This window comes from Streptomyces sp. NBC_00210, from assembly GCF_045160975.1.
Taxonomy (GTDB): domain Bacteria; phylum Actinomycetota; class Actinomycetes; order Streptomycetales; family Streptomycetaceae; genus Streptomyces.
Genome location: NZ_CP108120.1, coordinates 6,661,634 through 6,686,218 on the forward strand (window position 1 = coordinate 6,661,634; position 24,585 = coordinate 6,686,218).

19 protein-coding genes are annotated in these 24,585 nt (G+C 70.0%); 14 read left to right on the forward strand and 5 right to left on the reverse strand.

Translation table 11 applies throughout. The annotated features are described in order from the left end of the window. Window positions 1-123: 123 nt before the first annotated feature. The 3 genes from OG729_RS30090 to OG729_RS30100 all read left to right on the forward strand — a co-directional run bounded on the left by OG729_RS30090 (window position 124) and on the right by OG729_RS30100 (window position 4,054). Entirely contained in the window at window positions 124-702 is a 579-nt protein-coding gene (locus OG729_RS30090; protein WP_360873824.1) for a TerD family protein, read from the forward strand. A 121-nt stretch (window positions 703-823) separates the two neighbouring features. Next, window positions 824-2,797 (forward strand): TerD family protein, encoded by a 1,974-nt coding sequence (locus OG729_RS30095; RefSeq protein ID WP_405809018.1) that lies wholly within the window; start codon window positions 824-826, stop codon window positions 2,795-2,797. Between the two features lie 222 nt (window positions 2,798-3,019). Next, the gene (locus OG729_RS30100; RefSeq protein ID WP_405809019.1) at window positions 3,020-4,054 is read left to right on the forward strand and encodes a TerC/Alx family metal homeostasis membrane protein; all 1,035 of its coding nucleotides are present in this window, start codon (window positions 3,020-3,022) and stop codon (window positions 4,052-4,054) included. Between the two features lie 109 nt (window positions 4,055-4,163). Here the strand turns inward: OG729_RS30100 and OG729_RS30105 are convergent, their stop codons facing one another. Beyond that, window positions 4,164-5,210, reverse strand: coding sequence for a S66 peptidase family protein (locus tag OG729_RS30105; RefSeq protein ID WP_405809021.1), 1,047 nt, complete (start codon window positions 5,208-5,210; stop codon window positions 4,164-4,166). Between the two features lie 47 nt (window positions 5,211-5,257). Here OG729_RS30105 and OG729_RS30110 point away from each other — a divergent pair, with 47 nt between their 5' ends. Continuing rightward, on the forward strand, window positions 5,258-5,986 hold the full coding sequence (locus OG729_RS30110) for an alpha/beta hydrolase (protein ID WP_405809023.1): 729 nt from the start codon (window positions 5,258-5,260) through the stop codon (window positions 5,984-5,986). A 95-nt stretch (window positions 5,987-6,081) separates the two neighbouring features. On the opposite strand, the gene OG729_RS30115 is transcribed toward OG729_RS30110, so the two are convergent. Both OG729_RS30115 and OG729_RS30120 read right to left on the reverse strand, forming a co-directional pair. Next, on the reverse strand, window positions 6,082-6,738 hold the full coding sequence (locus OG729_RS30115) for an MBL fold metallo-hydrolase (RefSeq protein WP_360873812.1): 657 nt from the start codon (window positions 6,736-6,738) through the stop codon (window positions 6,082-6,084). A gap of 9 nt (window positions 6,739-6,747) precedes the next feature. Further along, on the reverse strand, window positions 6,748-7,470 hold the full coding sequence (locus OG729_RS30120; RefSeq protein ID WP_405809025.1) for a maleylpyruvate isomerase family mycothiol-dependent enzyme: 723 nt from the start codon (window positions 7,468-7,470) through the stop codon (window positions 6,748-6,750). A gap of 195 nt (window positions 7,471-7,665) precedes the next feature. Between OG729_RS30120 and uvrA the strand changes: the two genes are divergently transcribed. Beyond that, window positions 7,666-10,662, forward strand: coding sequence for an excinuclease ABC subunit UvrA (gene uvrA / locus OG729_RS30125; RefSeq protein ID WP_360873806.1), 2,997 nt, complete (start codon window positions 7,666-7,668; stop codon window positions 10,660-10,662). Window positions 10,663-11,040: 378 nt separating this feature from the next. On the opposite strand, the gene OG729_RS30130 is transcribed toward uvrA, so the two are convergent. Next, entirely contained in the window at window positions 11,041-11,934 is an 894-nt protein-coding gene (locus tag OG729_RS30130) for a carbohydrate kinase (protein ID WP_405809028.1), read from the reverse strand. A gap of 131 nt (window positions 11,935-12,065) precedes the next feature. On the opposite strand from OG729_RS30130, the gene OG729_RS30135 reads away from it, so the two are divergent. Further along, window positions 12,066-12,494, forward strand: a complete 429-nt coding sequence (locus OG729_RS30135; RefSeq protein WP_405809029.1) for a Rieske (2Fe-2S) protein — start codon at window positions 12,066-12,068, stop codon at window positions 12,492-12,494. A gap of 9 nt (window positions 12,495-12,503) precedes the next feature. On the opposite strand, the gene OG729_RS30140 is transcribed toward OG729_RS30135, so the two are convergent. Further along, window positions 12,504-13,436: a hypothetical protein gene (locus OG729_RS30140; protein WP_360873797.1), complete on the reverse strand. Its 933-nt coding sequence runs from the start codon at window positions 13,434-13,436 to the stop codon at window positions 12,504-12,506. A 248-nt stretch (window positions 13,437-13,684) separates the two neighbouring features. Here OG729_RS30140 and OG729_RS30145 point away from each other — a divergent pair, with 248 nt between their 5' ends. The 8 genes from OG729_RS30145 to gap all read left to right on the forward strand — a co-directional run bounded on the left by OG729_RS30145 (window position 13,685) and on the right by gap (window position 24,574). Beyond that, on the forward strand, window positions 13,685-14,335 hold the full coding sequence (locus tag OG729_RS30145; protein WP_360873794.1) for a papain-like cysteine protease family protein: 651 nt from the start codon (window positions 13,685-13,687) through the stop codon (window positions 14,333-14,335). A gap of 7 nt (window positions 14,336-14,342) precedes the next feature. Beyond that, complete coding sequence (locus tag OG729_RS30150; RefSeq protein ID WP_405809031.1) at window positions 14,343-15,125, forward strand: hypothetical protein; 783 nt, start codon at window positions 14,343-14,345, stop codon at window positions 15,123-15,125. Window positions 15,126-15,317: 192 nt separating this feature from the next. Continuing rightward, window positions 15,318-17,315, forward strand: a complete 1,998-nt coding sequence (gene uvrC, locus OG729_RS30155; RefSeq protein ID WP_360873788.1) for an excinuclease ABC subunit UvrC — start codon at window positions 15,318-15,320, stop codon at window positions 17,313-17,315. Then, on the forward strand, window positions 17,312-18,250 hold the full coding sequence (rapZ, locus tag OG729_RS30160; protein WP_360873785.1) for an RNase adapter RapZ: 939 nt from the start codon (window positions 17,312-17,314) through the stop codon (window positions 18,248-18,250). The genes uvrC and rapZ overlap by 4 nt, the downstream gene beginning before the upstream one ends. Beyond that, window positions 18,247-19,284, forward strand: a complete 1,038-nt coding sequence (gene yvcK / locus OG729_RS30165) for a uridine diphosphate-N-acetylglucosamine-binding protein YvcK (protein WP_360873782.1) — start codon at window positions 18,247-18,249, stop codon at window positions 19,282-19,284. Before rapZ ends, yvcK begins: the two co-directional genes overlap by 4 nt. After that, on the forward strand, window positions 19,275-20,264 hold the full coding sequence (gene whiA / locus OG729_RS30170; protein ID WP_360873779.1) for a DNA-binding protein WhiA: 990 nt from the start codon (window positions 19,275-19,277) through the stop codon (window positions 20,262-20,264). Before yvcK ends, whiA begins: the two co-directional genes overlap by 10 nt. Window positions 20,265-20,424: 160 nt before the next feature. Further along, window positions 20,425-23,367, forward strand: coding sequence for a M14 family zinc carboxypeptidase (locus OG729_RS30175; RefSeq protein ID WP_405809033.1), 2,943 nt, complete (start codon window positions 20,425-20,427; stop codon window positions 23,365-23,367). A gap of 202 nt (window positions 23,368-23,569) precedes the next feature. After that, window positions 23,570-24,574, forward strand: a complete 1,005-nt coding sequence (gap, locus tag OG729_RS30180; protein ID WP_360873774.1) for a type I glyceraldehyde-3-phosphate dehydrogenase — start codon at window positions 23,570-23,572, stop codon at window positions 24,572-24,574. Window positions 24,575-24,585 lie beyond the last annotated feature (11 nt).

The window sequence follows — 24,585 nt, forward strand, 5'->3', positions numbered from 1 at the left end:
CCGTGGTGTGTCTCAAGACCGACACAAAAACCAGCCAATTGTGCTGCGTCATTGGCGCCACTGCGTAGGGTGCAGGACAACCGCACATATGGGCGGCAGCTATTCGGGAGAAGGGGACAGCGCGTGACGGTCAACATGACCAAGGGTCAGGCCATCAGCCTGCAGAAGAGCGACGGGGGCACCCTCACCGCGGTGCGGATGGGGCTCGGCTGGCAGGCGGCGCCGCGCCGCGGTCTTTTCGGCTCGCGCACCAGGGAGATCGACCTGGACGCGTCGGCGGTGCTGTTCGCCGACAAGCAGCCGGTGGACGTGGTCTTCTTCCGCCACCTCGTCAGCGACGACGGTTCGGTCAAGCACACCGGCGACAACCTGGTCGGCGGCGCGGGCTCGGGCGGCGACGACGAGGCGATCCTCGTCGACCTGCAGCGCGTGCCGGTCCACATCGACCAGATCGTCTTCACGGTGAACTCCTTCACCGGCCAGACGTTCCAGGAGGTGCAGAACGCCTTCTGCCGCATCGTCGACGAGACCAACGGCCAGGAGCTCGCCCGCTACACGCTGGACGGCGGCGGCAACTACACCGCGCAGATCATGGCGAAGGTTCACCGGGTGGGCGGCGGCTGGCAGATGACGGCCCTCGGCAACCCCGCCAACGGCCGTACCTTCCAGGACCTGATGCCGGCGATCCTGCCGCACCTGTAGGCGCGGGCTCGTACGGACCGGCAGCACGGCTCGTACGGAAGACATGCAGCTCCCGGCGGCACCAGGCCGCCGGGAGCTGCCCCGCTCACCACCACCGCACAGCACCGAAGGGGACAGAGCGATGACGGACGAGCTGGTCCGGGGGCAGAACCACCCCTTGCCCGACACCCGAGTGGAGATCCGGGTGTCGGCCGGCCACCCCGTCGTGGCCTGCGCCACCTGCTCCGACGCGCAGGGGACCGTACGCGACGAATGGATCGCGCACCCCGGCGCTCCCACGCTGCCCGGGGTCGAGGTCTCCCGGCGGGCCACCGAAGCGCCCCGGTTCACCGTCGACCTGGATGCGGTGCCGGAGGCGGTGCACCAGGTCAATGTGCTGCTCGCGCTCCCCGAAGGGCCCGGCGGCCCCGCCCACTTCGGCGCCACCGCTGCCCCCTTTGTCGCCGTCACCGGCCGGGACGACGCCGAGCTGGCCAGCTTCACCATCACCGGCCTGGACAGCGAGACCGCGCTGGTCGCGGTCGAGCTCTACCGCCGCCAGGGCGCCTGGAAGGTGCGCGCGGTGGGCCAGGGGTACGCGGGCGGACTCGCGCAGCTGCTGGCCGACCAGGGGCTGGCCACCGCCCCGGAGAGGGCCGCGGACATCCACGGGTCGGCGGGGACGCTGCGCACGCCGCGGGCGGAACCGGCACAGCTGCGGACGAGCGCCGCCGACGGCGCGTACATCAGGCCGGACATGCCGCGTCCCGACCAGACGGCCGCGCCCGGGCCGGACGCCACGCTTCCCGACGGCATCTCGACCCCCGGCCAGCAGTCCGGCTCCACAGGTCCACAGCAGACCCCCACGCCCGACGCTCCGCCGGCACCGGGCGGGCCCATCGACTATTCGCATCCGCGTCGGCAGTCCGTCGCGCCTCCGCCGCCGCCCCCGGCAGCACCACCGGCCCAGCCCGGTCAGCCGGCCCCGCCCGTCGCGGGCGACGCCACCGGCTGGTCCATGGAGGAGCGGCTCTACAACCAGATCTGGGGCATGTTCGAGGATCTGGCCCGCGCGGTCGCCGCGTACCGCAGCGCCGTCGACTTCGCCGAGACCCGGATGGACCAGGAGCTCGACCAGGCGCTGTCCGACCCGCGCAGCCGCATCGGCGGCGCCGGGGAGGCGGCCCGCGAAGCGGCCCGCGCGAAGTGCGAGCAGCTGACCGACCAGGCCCGCCAGGCCCTCGACCGGGACCTGGCCCAGCTCACCGCCGAGTCGGCCGTCGTCGAGCCCGCCCTGCCGCCCGCGTTCGCCCGCTGGGACAACCCCGTCTGGCACGCCTACCGCGTCCCGATGGAGGTCCCGATGGCGGTGCGCCTCGGCGATCTCCAGTTGCCCGAGAGTCCCGAGCTGCGCATCCCGCTGCTGGTGCGGCTGCCCTTGGAGCGCGGGCTGTGGGTGGACAGCGGACGCGCCGGTTCCGAGGCCGCGATGGCGCTCGACGACGCACAGCTGCGCAGGCTGGCCATGGACTCCGCCGTCGCCCACGCGGCCAGGCTGCTGGCGGTCTACCCGCCGGGCGACTTCTCCATCCATGTCATCGACCCGGCGGGCGCTGCGGCCGCCTCCCTTGCCCCGCTGGTCGAGTCCGGCGCCCTGGCCGGGCCGCCCGCGGCCGGCGCCCAGGGCGTGAGCGCCACGCTCGCCAAGCTCACCCAGCGGGTCGACCTGGTGACGATGGCGGTGCGCGGCGGCGCGGCCGACGCGCTGCCGCCGGATCTGGACACGGGGGAGCAGCTGCTGATCGTCAACGACTTCCCGCACGGTTTCGACGACCGGGCGGTCAACCAGCTGCGCTATCTCGCCGACGAGGGCCCGGCGGTCGGCGTCCATCTGATGATGGTCGCGGACCGCGAGGACGCGAGCGCGTACGGCCCGGTCCTCGACCCGCTGTGGCGCTCCCTGCTGCGCCTCACGCCGGTCCCGGACGATCATCTGGCCGATCCATGGGTGCGGCACGCCTGGACGTACGAGCCGCTGACCGTACCGGCGGGCAGTGCCGTGCTCCGCCAGGTGCTGGACCAGATGGTCGCCGCCCGTCGCGACTGGCGGCGCTGACCTGCGTACTTGAAGTTCGCTTTACCAAGCTCTTTACCTTCCCTTGGGGTTTCCTGTACCGTTCTTTGGGCGGAGGGGAGTACTCCCGGCTGCGGCGTTCCCGTCAGTACGGACCGACATCGGTCCCGGGGCGCCGGCCCGTGGCGGCAGAGGCCGCGGCGGGTGGAGGAGACCTCCGGCAGCGACGACGCTGATCAGTAGCCGTACGACGCCGGAGGCGCAGTGGACGTTTCATTCACCCTGTGGGCGCTGACCATTCTTGGTCTCAGCGCCTTGATCGCAGTCGACTTCTTCATCGGGCGCAAGCCCCATGACGTGTCGATCAAGGAAGCCGGAATCTGGACCGTCGTCTGGATCGTGCTGGCCGCCCTCTTCGGTCTCGGCCTGCTGATCTTCGGCAACAGCCAGATGTCGGGCGAGTTCTTCGCGGGCTTCATCACCGAGAAGTCGCTCAGCGTCGACAACCTCTTCGTCTTCGTGCTGATCATGGCGAAGTTCTCGGTGCCGTCCCGTCTGCAGCAGCGGGTGCTGCTCGTCGGCGTACTGATAGCCCTGGTCCTGCGCGCCATCTTCATCGCCGCAGGCGCCGCGATCATCGCCAGCTTCGCGTGGGTCTTCTACATCTTCGGCGCGTTCCTGATCTATACCGCCTGGAAGCTCATCCAGGAGGCGCGCTCCGACGACGAGGAGGATGAGTTCGAGGAGAACCGCCTGCTGAAGTCCATCGAGAACCGCTTCGGCGTCGCCGACAAGTACCACGGCACCAAGCTCTTCATACGCACTAACGGCAAGCGTGTGCTGACGCCGCTGATGGTGGTCATGCTGGCCATCGGCACCACCGATGTGCTCTTCGCGCTGGACTCCATCCCCGCGATCTTCGGCCTGACCCAGGATCCGTACATCGTCTTCACCGCGAACGCCTTCGCGCTGATGGGTCTGCGCCAGCTGTACTTCCTGATCGGCGGACTGCTCAGGAAGCTGGTCCACCTCAGCTACGGCCTGTCGGTGATTCTCGGCTTCATCGGCGTCAAGCTGGTGCTGCACGCTCTGCACGAGAGCGGGGTGCATGTCCCCGAGATCTCCATTCCTCTCTCGCTGGCGGTCATCTGCGGCGTGCTGATCGTCACCACGATCACCAGTCTGATCGCGTCGAAGAAGCAGGCGGAGCGGGAAGCGGCGGAGTCGGCCCGGGGGACCGGGATACCGGAGACGGCCGACTCGGCAGAAGGCTCTCAGAAGGACAGCGTCGAGGCCTGAGGCACCTCCCCGGCAGGGGCGCCCCCATCGGGCTGGTGGTGACGGCCACGCTGCCGTCCTGACGAAGGCGCTCAAGCAGTCAGGGGAACCCCGACCTTGCGCGGATCCATCAGTACGTCACGGTGATGCGCCGACCGGGCCCGTCGACGCGAACCGTCCCGCCGTACGGCACGATCAGCTGGGGATCGGTGTGTCCGAGGTCGACATCGAACACGGCCATCGTCTCCGGCGCGTACGTGCTCAGCGCCCGCAGTACCGACTCGCGCTGCTCACGTGCGTACCGCTCCCGTTCCTTCTCGTCCTGCGGCTCGGCGAACGACCAGGTCTTGGGACGACCCATCAGCAGCGCGGGGAAGCGCCGCAGCAGCCCGCGCTCGCCCATGTTGCGCAGAATCCGGAACACCTCCTGAGCGGACGGCAGTTCTTCGGAGGTCTCAAGGACCAGCACGCCGCCGTCGTACGCCGAGAGCTCCGCCGGGATCTCGCGGTCCGCCATCAGCAGCCAGGACAGGATCTCCAGATTGCCGCCCCAGGAGCGTCCCTCCACGACCGTCTCGGGACGGTGCCAGATCCAGCCGTCACCCGCTTCGGTCTCCGGCTCGGCCTCGAAGGTCGCAGGGTCCGCCCAGTCGCGGTTGATGACTCCGAACCGTTCGGCGGGCCGCAGTTCGTACGGACCGGAGGTGAACAGCGCGGCCCGCAGCGAGTCGGCGGTCAGCGGTGCCATGGCCACCGGCCGGCCGAACTCGCACATCACACTTCCGCCGTGATAGCTGACGATTCCGGTGTTCCAGAGGTAGCAGTGCAGTGCGGTGTTGTCGCTGAAGCCGAAGAAGGGCTTCGGGTTCGCCAGGATCAACTCCCGGTCGAGCAGCGGCAGCACGGTGATCTGGTCGTCCCCGCCGATGCTCGCGACGACCGCCTTGATATCGGGGTCGGCGAAGGCGGCGTGAATGTCGTCGGCGCGCTCCTGCGGCGTCGAGCCCATCTTCCGGGTCGTCGGATACTCCACCGGCTCAAGGCCGAAGTCGTTCCGCAGCCGGGAGAGACCGAGTTCGTACGGCAGGGGCAGCAGACCGGGCAGTCCGCTGGACGGCGAGAGTACGGCGATCCGGTCGCCGGGGCGGGGCTTGGGAGGATAAGCGGGCTCCGTCATGATCGGAGCGTAGCCGGGCACCGTCGCCCGGGGACACTGGATTGGATGTGACAGCCATACGCACACGGGAAGAGGAGCGCCTGCCCGCCTCCGCCCTGCGGCTCGACCGGGCCGCCGAGCCGCCGCGGGCTGCCGTTGTGCTGTTGCACGGCGGCCGCGCCGACGCGCTGGAGCCGCCTCCGCAGCTGAATCTGCCCGGGGCCCGGATGCGCCCCTTCGCCCGGGCCATCGCACGCGCCACCATCGACGACGACGTGGTGCTCGGCGCGGTCCGCTACCGCCGTCGCGGCTGGAACGGAGCGCGCGCCGACGCGGCCCAGGACGCGCTGCAGGCCCTGGACGAACTGGCCTTGCTGACAGGGCCCGTGCCCGTCGTCCTGGTCGGGCACTCGATGGGAGGGCGAGCGGCCTTGCGCGCCGCGAGCCATCCCCTGGTCGAGGCGGTCGTCGGCCTCGCCCCGTGGTGCCCTGAAGGAGAGCCGGTGGAGCATCTGGCAGGCAAACGCATCGTCCTGGTGCACGGCGACCGCGACCGGGTGACGGACCCGCGCGGCTCCTGGGAGCTGGCGGTCAGGGCACGGGCCGCCGGCGCCGAGTCCTGTGCGCTGCGGATGCCGGGCGGCGACCATGCGATGCTCCGCCGGGCGGGCGCCTGGCACGCGCTCACCACCCGGCTGGTCACCGGGCTGCTGCGGCTGGGGCCGCTGCCGCCGACGGTGGCGGCCCGCTTCGACGACCTGGGGCCGAGCGACGTCCCGTCCTTGGACGGCGGCTGAGGGCGGCGTACGGAACCGGTGCGCTGCCGGACCGGTTGAGAGGTGGCGTATGCAGTCGGCGGGTGAGCTGCCGGCCCGGCTGAGGCTCGCCCGCGCTACCAGCCGCGCTCCCGCCACTCCGGCAGATGCGGCCGCTCGTCGCCCAGTGTCGTGTCCTTGCCGTGGCCCGGGTAGACCCAGGTCTCGTCCGGCAGCACGTCGAAGAGCTTCGTCTCGACGTCGTGGATGAGACTGGCGAACGCCTCGGGATCCTTGAAGGTGTTGCCGACCCCACCCGGGAAGAGGCAGTCGCCGGTGAAGACGTGCGGCGGACCGTGCGGGTCGTCGTAGACCAGCGCGATCGAGCCGGGGGTGTGTCCCACGAGATGACGGGCGGTCAGTTCGACCCGGCCGACCCGGATCGTGTCCCCGTCCGCGACCGGCACATCGGTCGGGACGGGGATGCCCTCCGCGTCGTACCGTCCGGCATACGTGCGGGCGCCGGTCGCCTCGACGACCTCGGCCAGCGCTTGCCAGTGGTCGCCGTGGCGGTGGGTGGTGACGACGGACGCGATGGAGTCGTCGCCGATCAGATGGAGCAGGGTCTCGGGCTCGTTGGCCGCGTCGATCAGCAGCTGTTCGCCGGTGGTCCGACAGCGCAGCAGATAGCTGTTGTTGTCCATCGGGCCGACCGCGACCTTGGAGATCATCAGAGACGTCAACTCGTGCACATCAGCCCGGCCGCCGACCTTCACCACTCCGCTGTACGTCATGGACTCAGCCTATAGCGGGGGCAGCTTCGGCAGCAGGGCGCCGGCGGTGTCCAGACCCGCTCCGTCGCGGCGTCCCGCGAGCCAGCCGAGCAGCTCGGGGGCGGGTCCTGTGACCGTCACCGGGGCGCCGTCGGTGCCGCCCGTGTGCCAGTCGCCCGCGTCCTTGGCAACTGTGTCCCCGCCATCGGCGGGCCGGTCGCTCGCCACGATCCGCGTCGGCGGGACGTCCGGGCGGCCGGAGAACCGCTCGGCGAGGAAGGCGATCTCCCGGTCGGTGAACTCTTCGGGCAGGTCCTCCAGCTCGTAGCCGATGTCCAGGTCGACATGGTGCAGCTCCACCTCGACGAGACGGCGGAAGGGGACGCGGGCCGCGGCGTCGGTGATGCCGTTGCGCAGCTCGACGGTGCGGCCCCAGTCGGCAGGGACCGCGCCCGCATCCTGGAAGCGGGCGGCGGACTCGCGTACGTCGGCGAGCTGGGCCGCGAGAGGCCGGGGCGCGTCCCGCTCGATGTCCGCCTCGCGTGCCTCGGCGCTGACATACATCGGGCGGCCCTCGAGAACATTCACGAGCGCGTCGGCGTTACGGGAGAGATGGGCCAGCACATGGCCGCGGCTCCAGCCCGGTAGCCGCGAGGGTCGGGCGGCGTCACCGTCGTCCAGCGCGGTGACTGCGGTGAGGAGTCGGTCGGTGGCTTCGCGTAGAGAGGCCAGGTCACGCAGGGGATCGATCATGGGGCCGACGATAGTCCCGCCACACGATCGGGTGAAGGTGTCAGGCGGCGGCCGGAAATCGAATGCGCGTGCTATAGGCTCAGTGGAGGCATCCTTGGTTGTTAGGCATTCATCGATCTGGCGGCCCCCCATAGGCTGGAAGAGTCTGGGACGGGGGCTGTGCCCCCGCTTCTCTCAAGAAAGGTGCGGACCGGCGTGGCCGACCGTCTCATCGTCCGTGGCGCTCGCGAACACAATCTCAAGAACGTCTCGCTCGACCTCCCGCGTGACTCCCTCATCGTCTTCACCGGGCTCTCGGGGTCGGGCAAGTCGTCCCTCGCGTTCGACACGATCTTCGCCGAGGGTCAGCGTCGGTACGTCGAATCGCTCTCTTCGTACGCCCGGCAGTTCCTCGGCCAGATGGACAAGCCGGACGTCGACTTCATCGAGGGTCTGTCGCCCGCCGTCTCCATCGACCAGAAGTCGACCTCGCGCAACCCGCGCTCGACGGTCGGCACCATCACCGAGGTCTACGACTACCTCCGGCTGCTGTTCGCCCGCATCGGCAAGCCGCACTGCCCCGAGTGCGGCCGGCCCATCTCGCGCCAGTCGCCGCAGGCCATCGTCGACAAGGTCCTGGAGCTGCCCGAGGGCAGCCGTTTCCAGGTCCTCTCGCCCCTCGTGCGCGAGCGCAAGGGAGAGTTCGTCGATCTCTTCGCCGATCTCCAGACCAAGGGCTACAGCCGGGCGCGGGTCGACGGACAGACGATCCAGCTCGCCGAGCCGCCCACGCTGAAGAAGCAGGAGAAGCACACCATCGAGGTGGTCGTCGACCGCCTCACCGTGAAGGACTCCGCCAAGCGGCGCCTGACGGACTCCGTGGAGACCGCCCTCGGCCTCTCCGGCGGCATGGTCGTCCTGGACTTCGTCGATCTCCCCGAGGACGACCCCGAGCGCGAGCGGATGTACTCGGAGCATCTGTACTGCCCGTACGACGACCTGTCCTTCGAGGAGCTGGAGCCCCGCTCCTTCTCCTTCAACTCTCCCTTCGGCGCCTGCCCGGACTGCACCGGCATCGGCACGCGCATGGAGGTGGATCCCGAGCTGATCGTCCCGGACGAGGAGAGGTCCCTCGACGAGGGGGCGATCCACCCCTGGTCGCACGGCCACACCAAGGAGTACTTCGGGCGGCTGATCGGCGGACTCGCCGAGGCCCTCGGCTTCGCCACCGACATGCCCTGGGCCGGGCTGCCGCAGCGCGCCAAGAAGGCCCTGCTGTACGGACACAAGACCCAGGTCGAGGTCCGCTACCGCAATCGGTACGGACGGGAGCGGGCGTACATCTCGCCTGCCTTCGAAGGGGCCGTGCAGTTCGTCAAGCGGCGGCACAGCGAGGCCGAGAGCGACTCCAGCAGGGAGCGCTTCGAGGGCTATATGCGTGAGGTGCCCTGCCCCACCTGTGAGGGCACCCGGCTGAAGCCGATCGTTCTCGCGGTCACTGTGATGGAGAAGTCCATCGCCGAGGTCGCCGCGATGTCGATCAGCGAGTGCGCGGAGTTCCTCGGCGAGCTGAGGCTCAACGCCCGCGACAAGAAGATCGCCGAGCGGGTGCTCAAGGAGGTCAACGAACGGCTGAAGTTCCTGGTCGACGTGGGCCTCGACTACCTCTCGCTGAACCGCGCGGCGGGCACGCTCTCCGGCGGCGAGGCGCAACGCATCCGGCTCGCGACGCAGATCGGCTCCGGCCTGGTCGGCGTGTTGTACGTGCTGGACGAGCCGTCGATCGGACTGCACCAGCGCGACAACCACCGGCTCATCGAGACCCTTGTCCGCCTGCGCGACATGGGCAACACGCTGATCGTCGTCGAGCACGACGAGGACACCATCAAGGTGGCCGACTGGGTCGTCGACATCGGCCCGGGCGCCGGTGAGCACGGCGGCAAGGTCGTGCACTCCGGCCCCTTGAAGGAACTGCTGGCCAACAAGGAGTCGATGACCGGGCAATACCTCGCGCGGAAGAGGTCCATCGCGACGCCCGACATCCGGCGGCCGGTGGACCCCGGGCGGCAGCTCACCGTTCACGGCGCCCGGGAGAACAATCTGCGCGACATCGACGTGTCGTTCCCGCTCGGCGTGCTCACGGCGGTCACGGGCGTCTCGGGCTCCGGCAAGTCGACGCTGGTCAACGACATCCTCTACACCCACCTCGCCCGCGAGCTGAACGGCGCGAAGTCGGTGCCGGGCCGCCACACCCGGGTCGACGGCGACGACCTCGTGGACAAGGTGGTGCATGTCGACCAGTCGCCCATCGGCCGTACGCCGCGGTCCAACCCGGCGACGTACACCGGCGTCTTCGATCATGTCCGCAAGCTCTTCGCGGAGACGATGGAGGCGAAGGTCCGGGGCTATCTGCCCGGCCGGTTCTCCTTCAACGTCAAGGGCGGCCGCTGTGAGAACTGCTCCGGCGACGGCACCATCAAGATCGAGATGAACTTCCTGCCGGACGTGTACGTCCCGTGCGAGGTGTGCCACGGGGCGCGCTACAACCGGGAGACGCTGGAGGTCCACTACAAGGGCAAGTCCATCGCCGAGGTGCTGGACATGCCGATCGAGGAGGCGCTGGACTTCTTCGGGGCCGTCCCGACGATCGCCCGCCATCTGAAGACCCTTCACGAGGTGGGTCTGGGCTATGTCCGGCTCGGCCAGTCGGCGCCGACGCTCTCGGGCGGTGAGGCCCAGCGGGTGAAGCTGGCCTCGGAGCTCCAGAAGCGCTCCACAGGACGCACGGTCTACGTCCTGGACGAGCCGACGACGGGTCTGCACTTCGAGGACATCAGCAAGTTGATCAAGGTGCTGTCCGGGCTGGTCGACAAGGGCAACACGGTCGTCGTCATCGAGCACAACCTGGACGTCATCAAGACCGCGGACTGGGTCATCGACATGGGCCCGGAGGGCGGCAACGGCGGCGGTCTGGTCATCGCCGAGGGCAGCCCGGAGCAGGTCGCGGGGGTGCCGGCCAGTCACACCGGCAAGTTCCTGCGGGACATCCTGGACGTGGAGCGGATCAGCGACGCGGTGGTGCCGGCGGCGCGGAAGGCGCCGAGGAAGGCGGCGGCGAAGAAGACGGCCGCGGTGAAGAACACGGTCGCGGCGAAGGCGGCCCCGACGAAGAAGACGGCCACGGCCAGGACGGCCCGGGCCCGCAAGGCCTGAGCCCGGCCGCAGCCGGGTCCGCTGCGCGGGGCGTTTTTCCCCTCCCCTCCCCTCCCCTCCCCTCCCCTCCCCTCCCCGCCCCGCCCTCCCCCAGAGCTTCGCCTGGGTGGGGGTGCCCCCGGCGCAGCCAGGGGGAGTACCCCCATCCCGTAACCGGGGCTCCGCCCCGGACCCTCCCCCTACGCCCTGCGGGCGTGGGGGGACCCCCACTCCTCAATCGCCGGAGGGGCTGAATTTCAGCCCGTCTGGGGGTCCCCCGGACGAAGTCCGGGGGGACTGAGACACGCCCGAAGGGCGTAGGGGGACCGTCTGGGGTCTTGCCCCCCACCACGCGGCGGAGCCGCAAAGTGTCATAGCGGGAAAGGGGGCAGGGTGGGGCTAAGACAGCTCCCACGCGTACGGCGGCTCCGCACCCGTCCGGGAGCACGTCACCGCCGCCGCACGGCACGCCAGGCCCAGCACCTCGCGCCACCCGTCCGCGCCCAGCTCACCCAGCGCATCCGCCGACAGCGCGTCCCGGGCGGCAAGGCCTTGCAGCAGCGCCGCGTTCACCGTGTCGCCCGCTCCGATCGTGTCCGCGACGGTCACGGGCGTGGCCGGGACCGAGACCTCAAGGCCGGACCGCGTCCGTACCGTAAGACCCTCCCCGCCCCGCGTGAGCACCACCGCCGCGGGCCCCTCGGGCACACCGCCGAGCCACTCGGCGTCGTCCTCCGAGAGCTTCAGCAGTGACACATACGGCAGCCAGTCGGCGAACCGCGCCCGATACACGTCCGCGTCCTGGATCAGACCGGCTCTGATGTTCGGGTCGAGCAGGGTGAAGACCCCGCGCCCCGCCTCCCGTCGCAGCAGCGCCTCGTACGCAGTCGCGCCCGGCTCCAGCACCAGCGAGCAGGTCCCGAATGCCAGTGCCCGTACCGACTCGGGCAGTTGCGGCGGCAGCTCGAAGAGCCGGTCGGCGCTGCCCTGCGCATAGAAGCCGTAGTGGGCGGAGCCGTCCGCACCTATGGTCGCGACGGCCAGTGTGGTCGGCTCGGGGCCGCGCTGTACGAGAGAGGTTTCGACCCCCGCCGTACGCAGCCCGGCCAGCAGCGCGTCGCCGAAGCCGTCCGTCGAGACACGGGAGCAGAACCCGACCGATGCGCCCAGCCGCCCGAGCGCGACAGCCGTGTTGTACGGCCCGCCGCCGAGCCGCGGCAGCAGCGCCGGCAGGGGCGCGCCGTCCCCCTGCGGGACCAGGTCGATCAAGGATTCTCCGGCGACGACGATCACGGCCCGAACGTAACCCATAGCCTCCGGGCGGCGACAGGGGCCCGCTCTCCGGGCCGCCGATCTCCGCCGGTATCGTCGGGTCTGTCAGCGACACGCACCCCGCCCAGACGCACTGAACCGTGGAGTTCCCCATGTCCGGCCAGCCAGCCGCCCGCCGTACCGTGCTGAAAGGCGCCGCCCTCGCCGGGGCCGCCGGGCTGGGGGTCGCCGCCTGCTCCACCGATTCGAAGCTCGGTCACGCCCAGAACCCCACCCCGACCGCGCCCGTAGAGCTGGGTGCGGCCGACGCTGTCCCGGTCGGCGGCGCGAAGCTCTACCGCGAGCAGCGTCTCGTCGTGAGCTGCCCGGCCGAGGGTCAGTACAAGGCGTTCAGCGCGCAGTGCACACACGCGGGCTGCGTCCTGGACAAGCTGGAGGGCACGGAGGGGAACTGCCCCTGCCACGGCAGCCGCTTCGACGTGACCACCGGCAAGGCGGTCAGGGGCCCGGCGACCGTGCCGCTCCCCGAGGTCCCGATCACGGCGGAGGGCGGCAACCTCGTCGCCGGCCCCCAAACATAGAGCCGCGCCTCACTCCCAGTCCCAGTCGATCCCCAGGATCCCCGGCCGTACCCCCTGCTCCACCAGATGGACCGTGCGATGCCTGCCGCTCAGCGTCAGATCCGTCCGGGCCCCGCGCGGCACCCCCGTCGTGGCCTGGGCGAACCGCCGGCACCGTACGGGCAGCGCGCCCTCGTCGAAGCGCACCTGCAGTACGTACTGACCACCGGCAAAGTTGAAGCCGCGCACATACTCACCGCTCGGCCCGCCGGTCCCGTCCTCGAAGCCGTAGCCGAAGAAATACGTCTCACCCGCGCGCAGCCTGGCGTCGAAGAGCAGCTCCGCGATCAGCACCCCGGTCTGGCGATGCCATCGCACCCGCCCCGTGCGGCAGTTCTCCAGGGCGCTCACCTCCACCCGCGCGGGGTCGCAGCCCGGGTCGCCGTGGTGGATGGCCAGATAGCGGTCGATGCCGTCGCGGTGGGCGCGCACGACCTGGGCCGAGTCGCGTCCCATCAGCTCCCGCCCCGCCCCGATCCGTACCCGCTCGTGGTGGCCCACCGTGTGCAGCCCGCCGTCGGCCGGCGACTCCAGCTCGTGGAGCAGCTGCTCCACCGCGCCGGAGGCCTCCGTCAGTGAGCGGTACGAGCGGGCGGCGGGGCGCTCGACATCGCCGCGCGCGCTGCCTTCGCCGACGTCGAGCAGCCGGATCAGTGAGTTCCCCGGCAGTTCGAGTACGTCCTCAAGGGCTCGCACGGCGCGCAGCGACTCGGGGCGCTGCGGACGGCGCGCACCCTGCTGCCAGTAACTGAGGCTGGTCACACCGACCTTGATACCGCGGTGTGCGAGATGGTGCTGGACGCGCTGGAGCGGCAGTCCGCGCACCGCGAGGGCCGCACGCAGCGCCAGATGGAACGGGCCGGTGTGCAGCACCTGTGCCAGATCGGCCTCGGTGTGCCCCATTGTTCCTCCAGCGACTGATGGGACGGCAGATGCGAGTGAACGTTCACGGCGAGGGCCGAGCCGCTGAGGGTGGGCGGCGACAGGCGTCCTGGTGGAGCGGGACGGAGGTGTTCACATTCCGGCCACCGTGTTCACAGGGCCCTGTCACCCCGCATTGAAGCGTGTTGACCTGCGCTCGACAAGGACTGATGCTCATCCGCAGCGTCCGGACGCGATCCTTCCACCCCCACCTCATCGGGAGGAACGCGATGCGCAAGACCAAGAGACGGCTTCCAGCCGCAGCCGCCCTCTTCGCCGCACTACTCACCCTGACCACCCTGACGACACTCACCGGGCCGACGGCCGCCGCCGCACCGGCCGCCGCCGCGGTCGACGCCCCTGCCCCTGTCGCACCGACCCATGCCTCGGCCGCCGCCTTCGCCTGGAATCGCCTCGGCATCACCATGCAGGAGCAGCAGAAGACCAACTGGTGCTGGGCGGCCAGTGGCAACACCATCGCCACGTACTACGGCCGCAACTACTCCCAGAACCAGTTCTGCAACGCCGCCTTCAACCGGGCGCAGGGCAGCGAGTGCCCCAACTCGCAGGCCACGCTCGGCAATGTCCAGAACGCACTGAACTGGGCCGGCATCAACTCGGGTTCGTACGTCACCGGTTGGCTGCAGTACCCGACCGTCCAGACCGAGATCGACGCGGGCCGCCCCATCGAGTCCCGCATCCAGTGGTCGAGCGGCGGCGGGCACATGCACGTGATCTACGGCTACGACACCGCCAACAGCTGGGTCTACTGGGGCGATCCATGGCCCTCCAGCTACCGCTACAACTGGGCCTCCCACGCCTGGTACGTCGGCAACGACTCCTTCTCCTGGACCCACTCGCTCTACCGGATCGGGGCGTGAGCGCGCGATGAACGCGATGAAGAGAACCGCACGGGCCGCGGTCACCGCCGCGGTCGCGGCCTGTTTCTCCCTCGGCGCGATCGGCACTGCCACCGCAGCCGGCACCGTAGGGGACCCCTCCGCGGCGGACCGGGCGGCAGCCCGGCGCGCGGCCATGGCCCCCGCGACCGCCCAGACCCTGTCCCGTTTCTTCGCCCGCGACGGTGCCGTCACCATGGCGGCGGCCGCACCCCGCGTCGAGGGCGAGACCGTCCCCGTCTACACGCTCGCGCCCGAGTTCGTGAGCGGGAAGCCGGGCGCCGCCGTCGCCCGGACCGAGTTCCTGGCCACCAGGGCGGTCTCGTCGGACGGCCAGCAGGCCTCGCTGTGGACGGCCCGCCAGGGCGGGAAGTGGCAGGTGGTCAACATCGCCACCGGCGATGACGAGTTCCGGTACACACAGCTGGGCACCCGGAAGCTCCCCGGCGGCACGGTATTCCGCGAACCGCAGATCGACGCCTGGTACGTCGCCAAGGGCACGCGGGTGCTACCGCTCGACGCGGACGCGATACGGGCGGTGGGCAGCCGCGGCACCACGCTCGCCGCCTACGGGGCCCGGGTCCGGGCCGCGTACGCGGACAAGCTCCCCGGCTCTGCGTACGCGAAGAAGGGCAGCGCGGGCGGCTACGCACCGCCTGCTGCGACGCCGCACGACGACCCGGCGATCACGGCCGCCGCGGCGACGGCTGGCGCGGGTGCGCTCGCCGTGCTGGCCCTGATCGGTACGGCGATCCGGCGCCGCCGGGCCTGACCGTCCGGGGCTCCGCCCCGGCCCCCGTGTGCGACCTTCGGCCGCATGCCCTCACTATGTCCTCAATGGCCGGACGGGCTCGAATTGGCCCCTCCGGCGACCGCCAGGGCGTAGGAGGCCGGGGCCGGGGCCGAGCCCCCAGACCACCGGCGTGCGTCCGCACTGTCACCGCCCGCCAGTAGGCTGGGCGGCATGGCAGACCCCTCCAGCTACCGCCCCAAGCCGGGACAGATCCCCGACTCGCCGGGGGTCTACAGATTCCGCGACGAGCACCGCCGGGTGATCTACGTCGGGAAGGCAAAAAGCCTGCGCCAGCGGCTCGCCAACTACTTCCAGGACCTGGCGAGTCTGCACCCGCGCACCCGCACGATGGTCACCACGGCGGCCTCCGTCGAGTGGACCGTCGTCGCCACCGAGGTCGAGGCGCTCCAGCTGGAGTACTCCTGGATCAAGGAGTTCGACCCCCGGTTCAACGTCAAGTACCGGGACGACAAGAGCTATCCGTATCTCGCGGTCACCCTCAACGAGGACTTCCCACGGGTCCAGGTCATGCGCGGCGCCAAGAAGAAGGGCGTGCGCTACTTCGGTCCCTACGGCCACGCCTGGGCCATCCGCGAGACCGTCGACCTGATGCTGCGCGTCTTTCCCGTACGCACCTGCTCCGCCGGGGTCTTCAGGAACCACCAGCAGAAGGGCCGCCCCTGTCTGCTCGGCTACATCGGCAAGTGCTCGGCGCCCTGCGTGGGCCGGGTCACCCCCGAGGAGCACCGCGAACTGGCCGAGGAGTTCTGCGACTTCATGGCCGGCCGCACCGGCACCTATATCCGTCGTCTGGAGAAGCAGATGATGGCGGCGGCCGAGGAGATGGAGTACGAGAAGGCGGCCAGGCTGCGCGACGACATAGAAGCCCTCAGGCGGGCCCTGGAGAAGAACGCCGTCGTGCTCACGGACGCCACCGACGCCGATCTGATCGCCGTCGCCGAGGACGAGCTGGAAGCGGCCGTACAGATCTTCCACGTCCGCGGCGGCCGGGTGCGCGGCCAGCGCGGCTGGGTCACCGACAAGGTCGAGGCCGTCGACACCGCGGGCCTGGTCGAGCACGCGCTGCAGCAGCTGTACGGGGAGGAGAGCGGCGACGCCGTTCCCAAGGAGGTCCTCGTCCCCGCTCTCCCCGAGGACACCGGCGCGGTCGGCCAGTGGCTGAGCGGCCGCCGCGGCTCGAACGTCTCGCTGCGCATCCCGCAGCGCGGCGACAAGAAGGACCTCATGGAGACGGTCCAGCGCAATGCCCAGCAGGCACTCGTCCTGCACAAGACCAAGCGCGCCAGCGATCTCACGACCCGCTCCCGCGCGCTGGAGGAGATCGCCGAGGCCCTTGGCCTGGATTCCGCGCCGCTGCGGATCGAGTGCTTCGACATCTCGCACCTCCAGGGCGAGGACGTCGTGGCCTCCATGGTGGTCTTCGAGGACGGGCTTGCGCGCAAGAGCGAGTACCGCCGCTTCCAGATCAAGGGTCGTGTCGGAGACGAGCAGATCTGGCACGGCGAGGGGCAGGACGACGTCCGGTCCATGCACGAGGTGGTCGCCCGCCGCTTCAGGCGCTACCTCGCAGAAAAAGACAAGACGGGGGAGTGGATCGGCGAGGACGCCCCCGAGGACGATGGAAAGCCCAAGCGTTTCGCGTATCCGCCGCAGCTCGTCGTGGTCGACGGCGGACAGCCCCAGGTGGCTGCCGCCCAGCGCGCCCTCGACGAGCTCGGCATCGACGATGTCGCGGTCTGCGGGCTCGCCAAGCGCCTCGAAGAGGTCTGGCTGCCGCACGAGAGCGACCCGGTGGTCCTGCCGCGCTCCAGCGAGGGGCTGTATCTCCTGCAGCGGGTGCGTGACACGGCTCACGACTTCGCCATCCGCTACCAGCGCTCCAAGCGGACCAAGCGCATCAGGACCAGCCCGCTGGACGCGGTCCCCGGCCTCGGCGAGACCCGGAAACAGGCGCTGATCAAACATTTCGGCTCGGTGAAGCGGCTCAAGCAGGCGACAATCGAGCAGATCTGCGAGGTACCCGGCATGGGCCGCAAGACGGCAGAGTCCGTGGTCGTGGCCCTTGCCCAGGCGGCTCCGGCCGCCCCTGCCGTGAATACGGCAACAGGAGAGATCATTGAAGAGAACGACGGGGGAAGCACGAGATGACTGAGCACGACGGAGACGGAGCAGCAGACGTGAGTACGGGCACCACGATCGAGCCCGGCGGGGCCGCGGAGGCGGCCATCCCCGAGCTGGTGATCATCTCCGGAATGTCGGGCGCCGGGCGCAGCACGGCCGCGAAGTGTCTGGAGGACCTCGGCTGGTTCGTCGTCGACAACCTGCCGCCCGCGCTGATCCCCACCATGGTGGAGCTCGGCGCCCGCTCGCAGGGCAATGTCGCGCGGATCGCCGTCGTCGTCGACGTACGCGGCCGGCGGTTCTTCGACAACCTCCGGGAGTCCCTCGCCGACCTGGACACCAAGCAGGTCACGCGGCGGATCGTTTTCCTCGAGTCCTCCGACGAGGCCCTGGTCCGCCGCTTCGAGTCGGTCCGCCGCCCGCACCCGCTGCAGGGCGACGGCCGGATCGTCGACGGCATCGCGGCCGAGCGCGATCTGCTGCGCGAGCTGCGCGGCGACGCCGACCTGGTGATCGACACCTCCAGCCTCAACGTCCATGAACTGCGCGCCAAGATGGACGCCCAGTTCGCGGGCGACGAGGAGCCGGAGCTGCGCGCCACGGTGATGTCGTTCGGCTTCAAGTACGGACTTCCCGTGGACGCGGACCTCGTGGTCGACATGCGTTTCCTGCCGAACCCGCACTGGGTGCCCGAGCTGCGCCCGTTCACCGGCCTCAACGAAGAGGTGTCGAACTACGTCTTCAACCAGCCCGGCGCCAAGGAGTTCCTCGACCGCTACACCGAGCTGCTCCAGCTGATCGCCGCGGGCTACCGCCGCGAGGGCAAGCGGTATGTGACCGTCGCTGTCGGTTGCACCGGCGGTAAGCACCGGTCCGTCGCCACGTCCGAAAAGCTGGCCGCCCGGCTCTCCTCCGCCGGGATCGAGACCGTCGTCGTCCACCGGGACATGGGGCGCGAGTGACCGGACGTAACCTCCGGCTGCGGCGGCTGCGCAGGTCCACCACGCACGCGCCGACAGGACGGAAACGCGGCGCGCAGCCCAAGGTCGTCGCGCTCGGCGGCGGCATGGGCCTGTCCGCGTCGCTCACGGCCCTGCGCCGTATCACCGGCGACCTGACCGCGGTCGTCACCGTCGCCGACGACGGCGGCTCCAGCGGCCGGCTCCGGGAGGAGCTCGGCGTGCTGCCGCCCGGCGATCTGCGCAAGGCCCTGGCCGCGCTGTGCGGCGACGACGACTGGGGCCAGACCTGGGCGCGGGTGATCCAGCACCGCTTCCAGTCCCAGGGCGAGCTGCACGAGCACGCGGTCGGCAATCTGCTGATCGTCGCCCTGTGGGAGCAGCTCGGCGACCATGTGCAGGCCCTGGACCTGGTCGGCAAGCTGCTCGGCGCCCACGGCAGGGTGCTGCCGATGTCCGCCGTGCCACTTGAGCTGCAGGCGCTGGTACGGGGCCACGACCCGGCGCGCCCGGACGAGGTGGACACGGTGCGCGGCCAGGCGACCGTGGCGCTCACCCCGGGCGAGGTGCAGTCCGTGCACCTCGTCCCGCACGACCCGCCCGCCGTCCCGGAGGCCGTCGCCGCCGTCCTGGACGCCGATTGGGTGGTGCTCGGCCCGGGTTCCTGGTTCTCCTCGGTGATCCCGCATCTGCTGGTGCCCGAGCTGCTCGACGCGCTGGTCGAGACGAAGGCCCGCCGGGTCCTCTCACTCAACCTCGCCCCCCAGCCCGGTGAAACAGAAGGCTTCTCACCGCAGCGTCATTTGGAGGTTTTGGGACGACACGCGCCTAAACTCGCCCTGGACGTGGTGCTGGCCGACGAGGCCGCCGTGCCCGACCGCGAGTCCCTCGCCGAAGCCGCAAAGCGGTTCGGCGCCGCGGTCGAGCTGGCCCCCGTAGCCGCGACCGACGGCGTTCCGAAGCACGACCCGGAGCTGTTGGCCGCCGCGTACGACCGTATTTTTCGGATGCATGGAAGGATCGGCCCATGGCGATGACGGCAGCGGTGAAGGACGAAATCTCCCGGCTTCCCGTCACCCGGACCTGCTGCAGAAAGGCAGAGGTCTCGGCGATCCTGCGGTTCGCGGGCGGCCTTCACCTGGTGAGCGGCCGCATCGTGATCGAGGCGGAGCTGGACACCGGAATCGCGGCGCGCCGGCTGAAGCGGGACATCCTGGAGATCTTCGGGCACGGCTCCGAGCTCATGGTGATGGCGCCCGGGGGGCTGCGCCGGGGCTCGCGCTACGTCGTACGGGTGGTGGCGGGCGGTGACCAGCTGGCCCGCCAGACCGGTCTGGTCGACGGTCGGGGCCGCCCGATCCGGGGGCTGCCGCCGCAGGTCGTCTCCGGCGCCACGTGTGACGCGGAGGCCGCCTGGCGCGGCGCGTTCCTGGCACACGGCTCGCTGACCGAGCCGGGCCGCTCCTCCTCGCTGGAGGTGACCTGCCCGGGTCCGGAGGCCGCCCTCGCCCTGGTCGGCGCGGCCCGCCGGCTCTCCATCGCCGCCAAGGCCCGTGAGGTGCGGGGCGTGGACCGCGTGGTTGTCCGCGACGGCGACGCGATCGGCGCGCTGCTCACCCGGCTGGGCGCGCACGAGTCCGTACTGGCCTGGGAGGAGCGGCGGATGCGGCGCGAGGTGCGCGCCACCGCCAACCGCCTGGCCAACTTCGACGACGCCAATCTGCGTCGCTCGGCGCGCGCCGCCGTCGCCGCGGGCGCCCGGGTGCAGCGCGCGCTGGAGATCCTGGGCGAGGAGGTGCCCGAGCACCTCGCCGCGGCCGGCCGGCTGCGGATGGAACACAAGCAGGCGTCCCTTGAGGAGCTGGGCGCGCTCGCCGACCCGCCGCTGACGAAGGACGCGGTCGCGGGCCGTATCCGCCGTCTGCTCGCGATGGCCGACAAGCGGGCCCAGGACCTCGGCATCCCCGGTACGGAATCCAATCTCACCGAGGAGATGGCCGACGGCCTCGTCGGCTGACGTAGCGTCACCCGCCTTTTCCACCGCTGCCGGTGTCCAACGGACACCGGCAGCAGCTTGTTGCACTCGTATGCCCGGCGTGGCTGCCTTGACATGACCATGGGGTGTGATGAGTCTGGCGTCTGTTCACTTTCCTGGCAGACACCAGCAAGGGGGGCTTATGAGACGCAGAGCGAGATCGATCCTCGCCGCTATTTCACTGCTGACAGCAGGACTGGCAGCCGTGCCGCTCGCCCAGGCGCAACCCGTCGGCGACGACGGACTCTCCGTATGGCACGCCCAAGTCAGCAAGGCCCAGGTCCCGTTGATCCTCGCGGCGGGCGCCGACGGTCACGAGCTCAGCGAACAGGTGCCCGACAAGGGCACCGCCACCGTCGAGCTCTACCTCACCAAGAAGCAGGCCGGTGAACTGCGCGAGCAGGGCATCGGTATCACCGAGCACACTCTTTCGACCAGGGCTCAGAAGCGCGTGGCAGCCGCGGGCGACGGCGTCTTCCGCCCGTACAGCGGCGAGAGCGGCCTGCAGCGCGAGATCCTCGCCACCGCACAGGCCAACCCCGCCCTCACCAAAGTCGTCAGCATCGGCAAGACCCTCAAGGGGCAGGACATCCTCGCCCTCAAGGTCAGCAAGGGCGCCAAGAAGTACCGGGACGGCTCCAAGCCCGCCACGCTGTACATGTCCAACCAGCACGCCCGCGAGTGGATCACCCCGGAGATGACCCGGCGGCTGATGCACTACTACCTTGCGAACTACGGCAAGGACCCGCGGATCACCAAGATCGTGGACTCCGGCGAGCTGTGGTTCGTGCTCTCCGCGAACCCCGACGGATACGACTACACCTTCACCGGCACCGCCGAGCGCCAGTGGCGCAAGAACCTCCACGACAACAACGGTGACGGGAAGATCGCCCCCGGCGACGGCGTCGACCTCAACCGCAACTTCACCTACAAGTGGGGTTACGACAACGAGGGCTCGTCCCCGGACCCGTTCGACGAGACCTATCGAGGCACCGCTCCGGCCTCCGAGCCCGAGACCCGGGCACTCGACGCCTTCGAGAAGCGCATCGGCTTCGAGTACGGCATCAACTACCACTCCGCCGCCGAACTGCTGCTCTACGGAGTCGGCTGGCAGGTCGCGACCCCGACCCCCGACGACGTCCTCTACAAGTCGCTTGCCGGTACGCCCGGCAACTCCGCGATCCCCGGCTACCGCCCCCAGGTCTCCTCCGAGCTCTACACCACCAACGGCGAGGCCGACGGACACGCGGCCAACGTCAACGGCATGATGATGTACACCCCGGAGATGTCGACCTGCGCCACCGCCTCCCGGGTCGACCCCAACGACACGTGGAACGCGGCCGACTGCGCCTCCGTCTTCACCTTCCCCGACGACGAGAAGCTGATCCAGCAGGAGTTCGCCAAGAACATCCCGTTCGCGCTCTCCGTCGCCGAAACCTCCGCCCATCCCGACCAGCCGTCCTCCGCGCTCGGTCTGAAGGCCGCGGACTTCACCCCCGACCCCTTCACCGTCTCCTACGCACGCGGGGGCGACCAGGAAGTCGCCGTCACCGCCCGCAAGTCCGTACGCGACAAGGAGCTCAAGTACCGCGTCAACGGCGGCACCGTCCACGACCAGACGCTGAGGCCCTTCAAGGGCGGTGAGACCTACGGCGGCGACGACAACATCCGCTTCGACGAATACCGCGCCAAGGTCCAGGACGGCGACGTCGGCGACAAGGTCGAGGTCTGGTTCACCGGTGAGACACGGGACGGAACCCCCACCTCCAGCGAACACTTCACCTACACGGTCGCGGAACGGCCGCGCGGCGACACGCTGGTGATCGCCGAAGAGGGTGGCACCACCCCGGCGAAGAACACCGCCGCCTACACCAAGGCACTCGCCGACAACGGCCGCAGGTCCGCTGTCTGGGACGTCGCCACGCAGGGCGCCCCGCACCGGCTCGGCGTGCTCAGCCACTTCAGGACGGCCCTCTGGTACACCGGCGCGGCCGCCCCCTCCTGGGCCACCACCCAGGCCGTGCGGGAGTTCGTCAACGAAGGCGGCAAGCTCATCACCACCGGTGAACGGGCCGGCGGCAACGCCAACCTCGGCGGTGCGCTGAGCGACGACTTCGCCCAGTACTACCTCGGTGCGTCCGGCCGCGCCTCGCTGGCCGGAGTGAACAACTTCCTGGGTACGGGAGGGCTTGTCGGCGCATCCGCGGGGCTGGCCGGTGCGCCGGACAACCCGCTGGACGCCGCGGGGGCGTACACGATCACCTCGGACACGCTGCCGCCCGCACAGTTCCCGCAGTTCCGCAGCAAGGCGGCGGGCGACTACCCGGGTGTCCGGATGCCCTTCTCGCCGTACGAGGGCCAGTGGTATGCGGCAGCCTCGCACAGCAACGGTTCCTGGATGCGGCTGTCCCGTCCGCTCGACCTGACCGCCGTCGGCGCAGCCGCCAAGCCCGCCATGAACCTGCGGATCAGCTTCAACACCGAGCCCGGCTACGACAACGCGGTCTTCGAGGTCCACACCGTCGGCCAGGACGACTGGACCACGCTGCCGGACGCCAACGGCGGCACGCAGACCACCGTGCCGACCCAGTGCGACGAGGGCTTCTACGTCAACCAGCACCCGTTCCTGCGGCACTACCTCACGGTCGGCTCCAGCGCCTGCACCCCGAGCGGCACCAGCGGCAGCTGGAACTCGTTCACCGGCGCATCCGACGGCTGGAAGGCCGCCTCGTTCGATCTGAGCGCGTACGCGGGCAAGCAGATCGAGGTGTCCGTCTCGTACATCACCGACCCCGGTGACGGCGGCCGCGGCATCTTCGTGGACGACACCAAGCTGGTCGTCGGCGGCGGTGAGCTGGGCGCCGAGGGCTTCGAGACCTCGCTGGGGCCGTGGACGGCGTCCGGTCCGCCGGACGGCAGCCCGGCGCTGCGCGGAAACTGGGCCCGCAGCCAGGACCTGTTCCCGTCCGCGGGCGCGATCACCACACGGAACACCGTGCTCATCGGCTTCGGCCTGGAGCATGTGCCCGGCGCGGCCGACCGCAAGCAGTTGATCGGAAAGGCGCTCAGCGCTCTGCGGCGCTGACGCTGAGTAGTCGGGATCTTGCTCCCGGCCGACGGTTGCGGCGGCCCGCGAACCCTACTGAGGGGTACGGGCCGCCGTGCCACGCACGCGCCCTCTCGATGTCACCGAAGCGCCTCCAGGGGGGTAGGGTCGTAGGCGGTCGGGGACATCCCATACAGCTCGCCGGCGTCGAAACCCGGCGTACCAACGAGGAGATCGGTTCGTGACGATCCGCGTAGGCATCAACGGCTTTGGCCGCATCGGTCGTAACTACTTCCGCGCGCTGCTGGAGCAGGGTGCAGACATCGAGATCGTGGCTGTCAACGACCTGGGTGACACTGCGACCACGGCCCACCTGCTGAAGTACGACACCATCCTCGGCCGTCTGAAGGCCGAGGTGACCCACACCGCCGACACGATCACGGTCGACGGCCACACCATCAAGGTGCTCTCCGAGCGCAACCCCGCCGACATCCCGTGGGGCGAGCTGGGCGTCGACATCGTCATCGAGTCGACCGGCATCTTCACCAAGAAGGCCGACGCTGCCAAGCACATCGCGGGCGGCGCCAAGAAGGTCCTCATCTCGGCTCCGGCCAAGGACGAGGACATCACCATCGTGATGGGCGTCAACCAGGACAAGTACGACGCGGCCAATCACCACGTCATCTCCAACGCCTCCTGCACCACCAACTGTGTGGCGCCGATGGCCAAGGTTCTCCTGGAGAACTTCGGCATCGTCAAGGGCCTGATGACCACGGTCCACGCGTACACGAACGACCAGCGCATCCTGGACTTCCCGCACTCGGACCTGCGCCGCGCCCGCGCCGCCGCCGAGAACATCATCCCGACCACCACCGGTGCCGCCAAGGCCACCGCGCTGGTCATCCCGGAGCTGGCGGGCAAGCTCGACGGCATCGCGATGCGCGTCCCGGTTCCCACCGGCTCCGTGACCGACCTGGTCATCGAGCTCGAGCGCGAGGTCACCAAGGACGAGGTCAACACCGCGTTCCAGAAGGCCGCCGAGGGTCAGCTCAAGGGCATCCTGGACTACACCGAGGACCAGATCGTCTCCTCGGACATCGTCAACTGGCCCGCCTCCTGCACCTTCGACTCCTCCCTGACCATGGTCCAGGGCAAGAACGTCAAGGTCATCGGCTGGTACGACAACGAGTGGGGCTACTCCAACCGCCTCGTCGACCTCACGGTCTTCGTCGGCGGCCAGCTCTGATCTGCAACGAG

Bases quoted from the DNA above. Each gene is read 5' to 3' on its own strand.
- OG729_RS30175 (WP_405809033.1), top strand. From the start codon at position 20,425: ATGAGACGCAGAGCGAGATCGATCCTCGCCGCTATTTCACTGCTGACA.
- OG729_RS30140 (WP_360873797.1), bottom strand. From the start codon at position 13,436: ATGGGGCACACCGAGGCCGATCTGGCACAGGTGCTGCACACCGGCCCG.
- OG729_RS30135 (WP_405809029.1), top strand. From the start codon at position 12,066: ATGTCCGGCCAGCCAGCCGCCCGCCGTACCGTGCTGAAAGGCGCCGCC.
- uvrC (WP_360873788.1), top strand. From the start codon at position 15,318: ATGGCAGACCCCTCCAGCTACCGCCCCAAGCCGGGACAGATCCCCGAC.
- OG729_RS30145 (WP_360873794.1), top strand. From the start codon at position 13,685: ATGCGCAAGACCAAGAGACGGCTTCCAGCCGCAGCCGCCCTCTTCGCC.
- OG729_RS30150 (WP_405809031.1), top strand. From the start codon at position 14,343: ATGAACGCGATGAAGAGAACCGCACGGGCCGCGGTCACCGCCGCGGTC.
- OG729_RS30095 (WP_405809018.1), top strand. From the start codon at position 824: ATGACGGACGAGCTGGTCCGGGGGCAGAACCACCCCTTGCCCGACACC.
- rapZ (WP_360873785.1), top strand. From the start codon at position 17,312: ATGACTGAGCACGACGGAGACGGAGCAGCAGACGTGAGTACGGGCACC.
- whiA (WP_360873779.1), top strand. From the start codon at position 19,275: ATGGCGATGACGGCAGCGGTGAAGGACGAAATCTCCCGGCTTCCCGTC.
- OG729_RS30120 (WP_405809025.1), bottom strand. From the start codon at position 7,470: ATGATCGATCCCCTGCGTGACCTGGCCTCTCTACGCGAAGCCACCGAC.
- OG729_RS30105 (WP_405809021.1), bottom strand. From the start codon at position 5,210: ATGACGGAGCCCGCTTATCCTCCCAAGCCCCGCCCCGGCGACCGGATC.
- OG729_RS30115 (WP_360873812.1), bottom strand. From the start codon at position 6,738: ATGACGTACAGCGGAGTGGTGAAGGTCGGCGGCCGGGCTGATGTGCAC.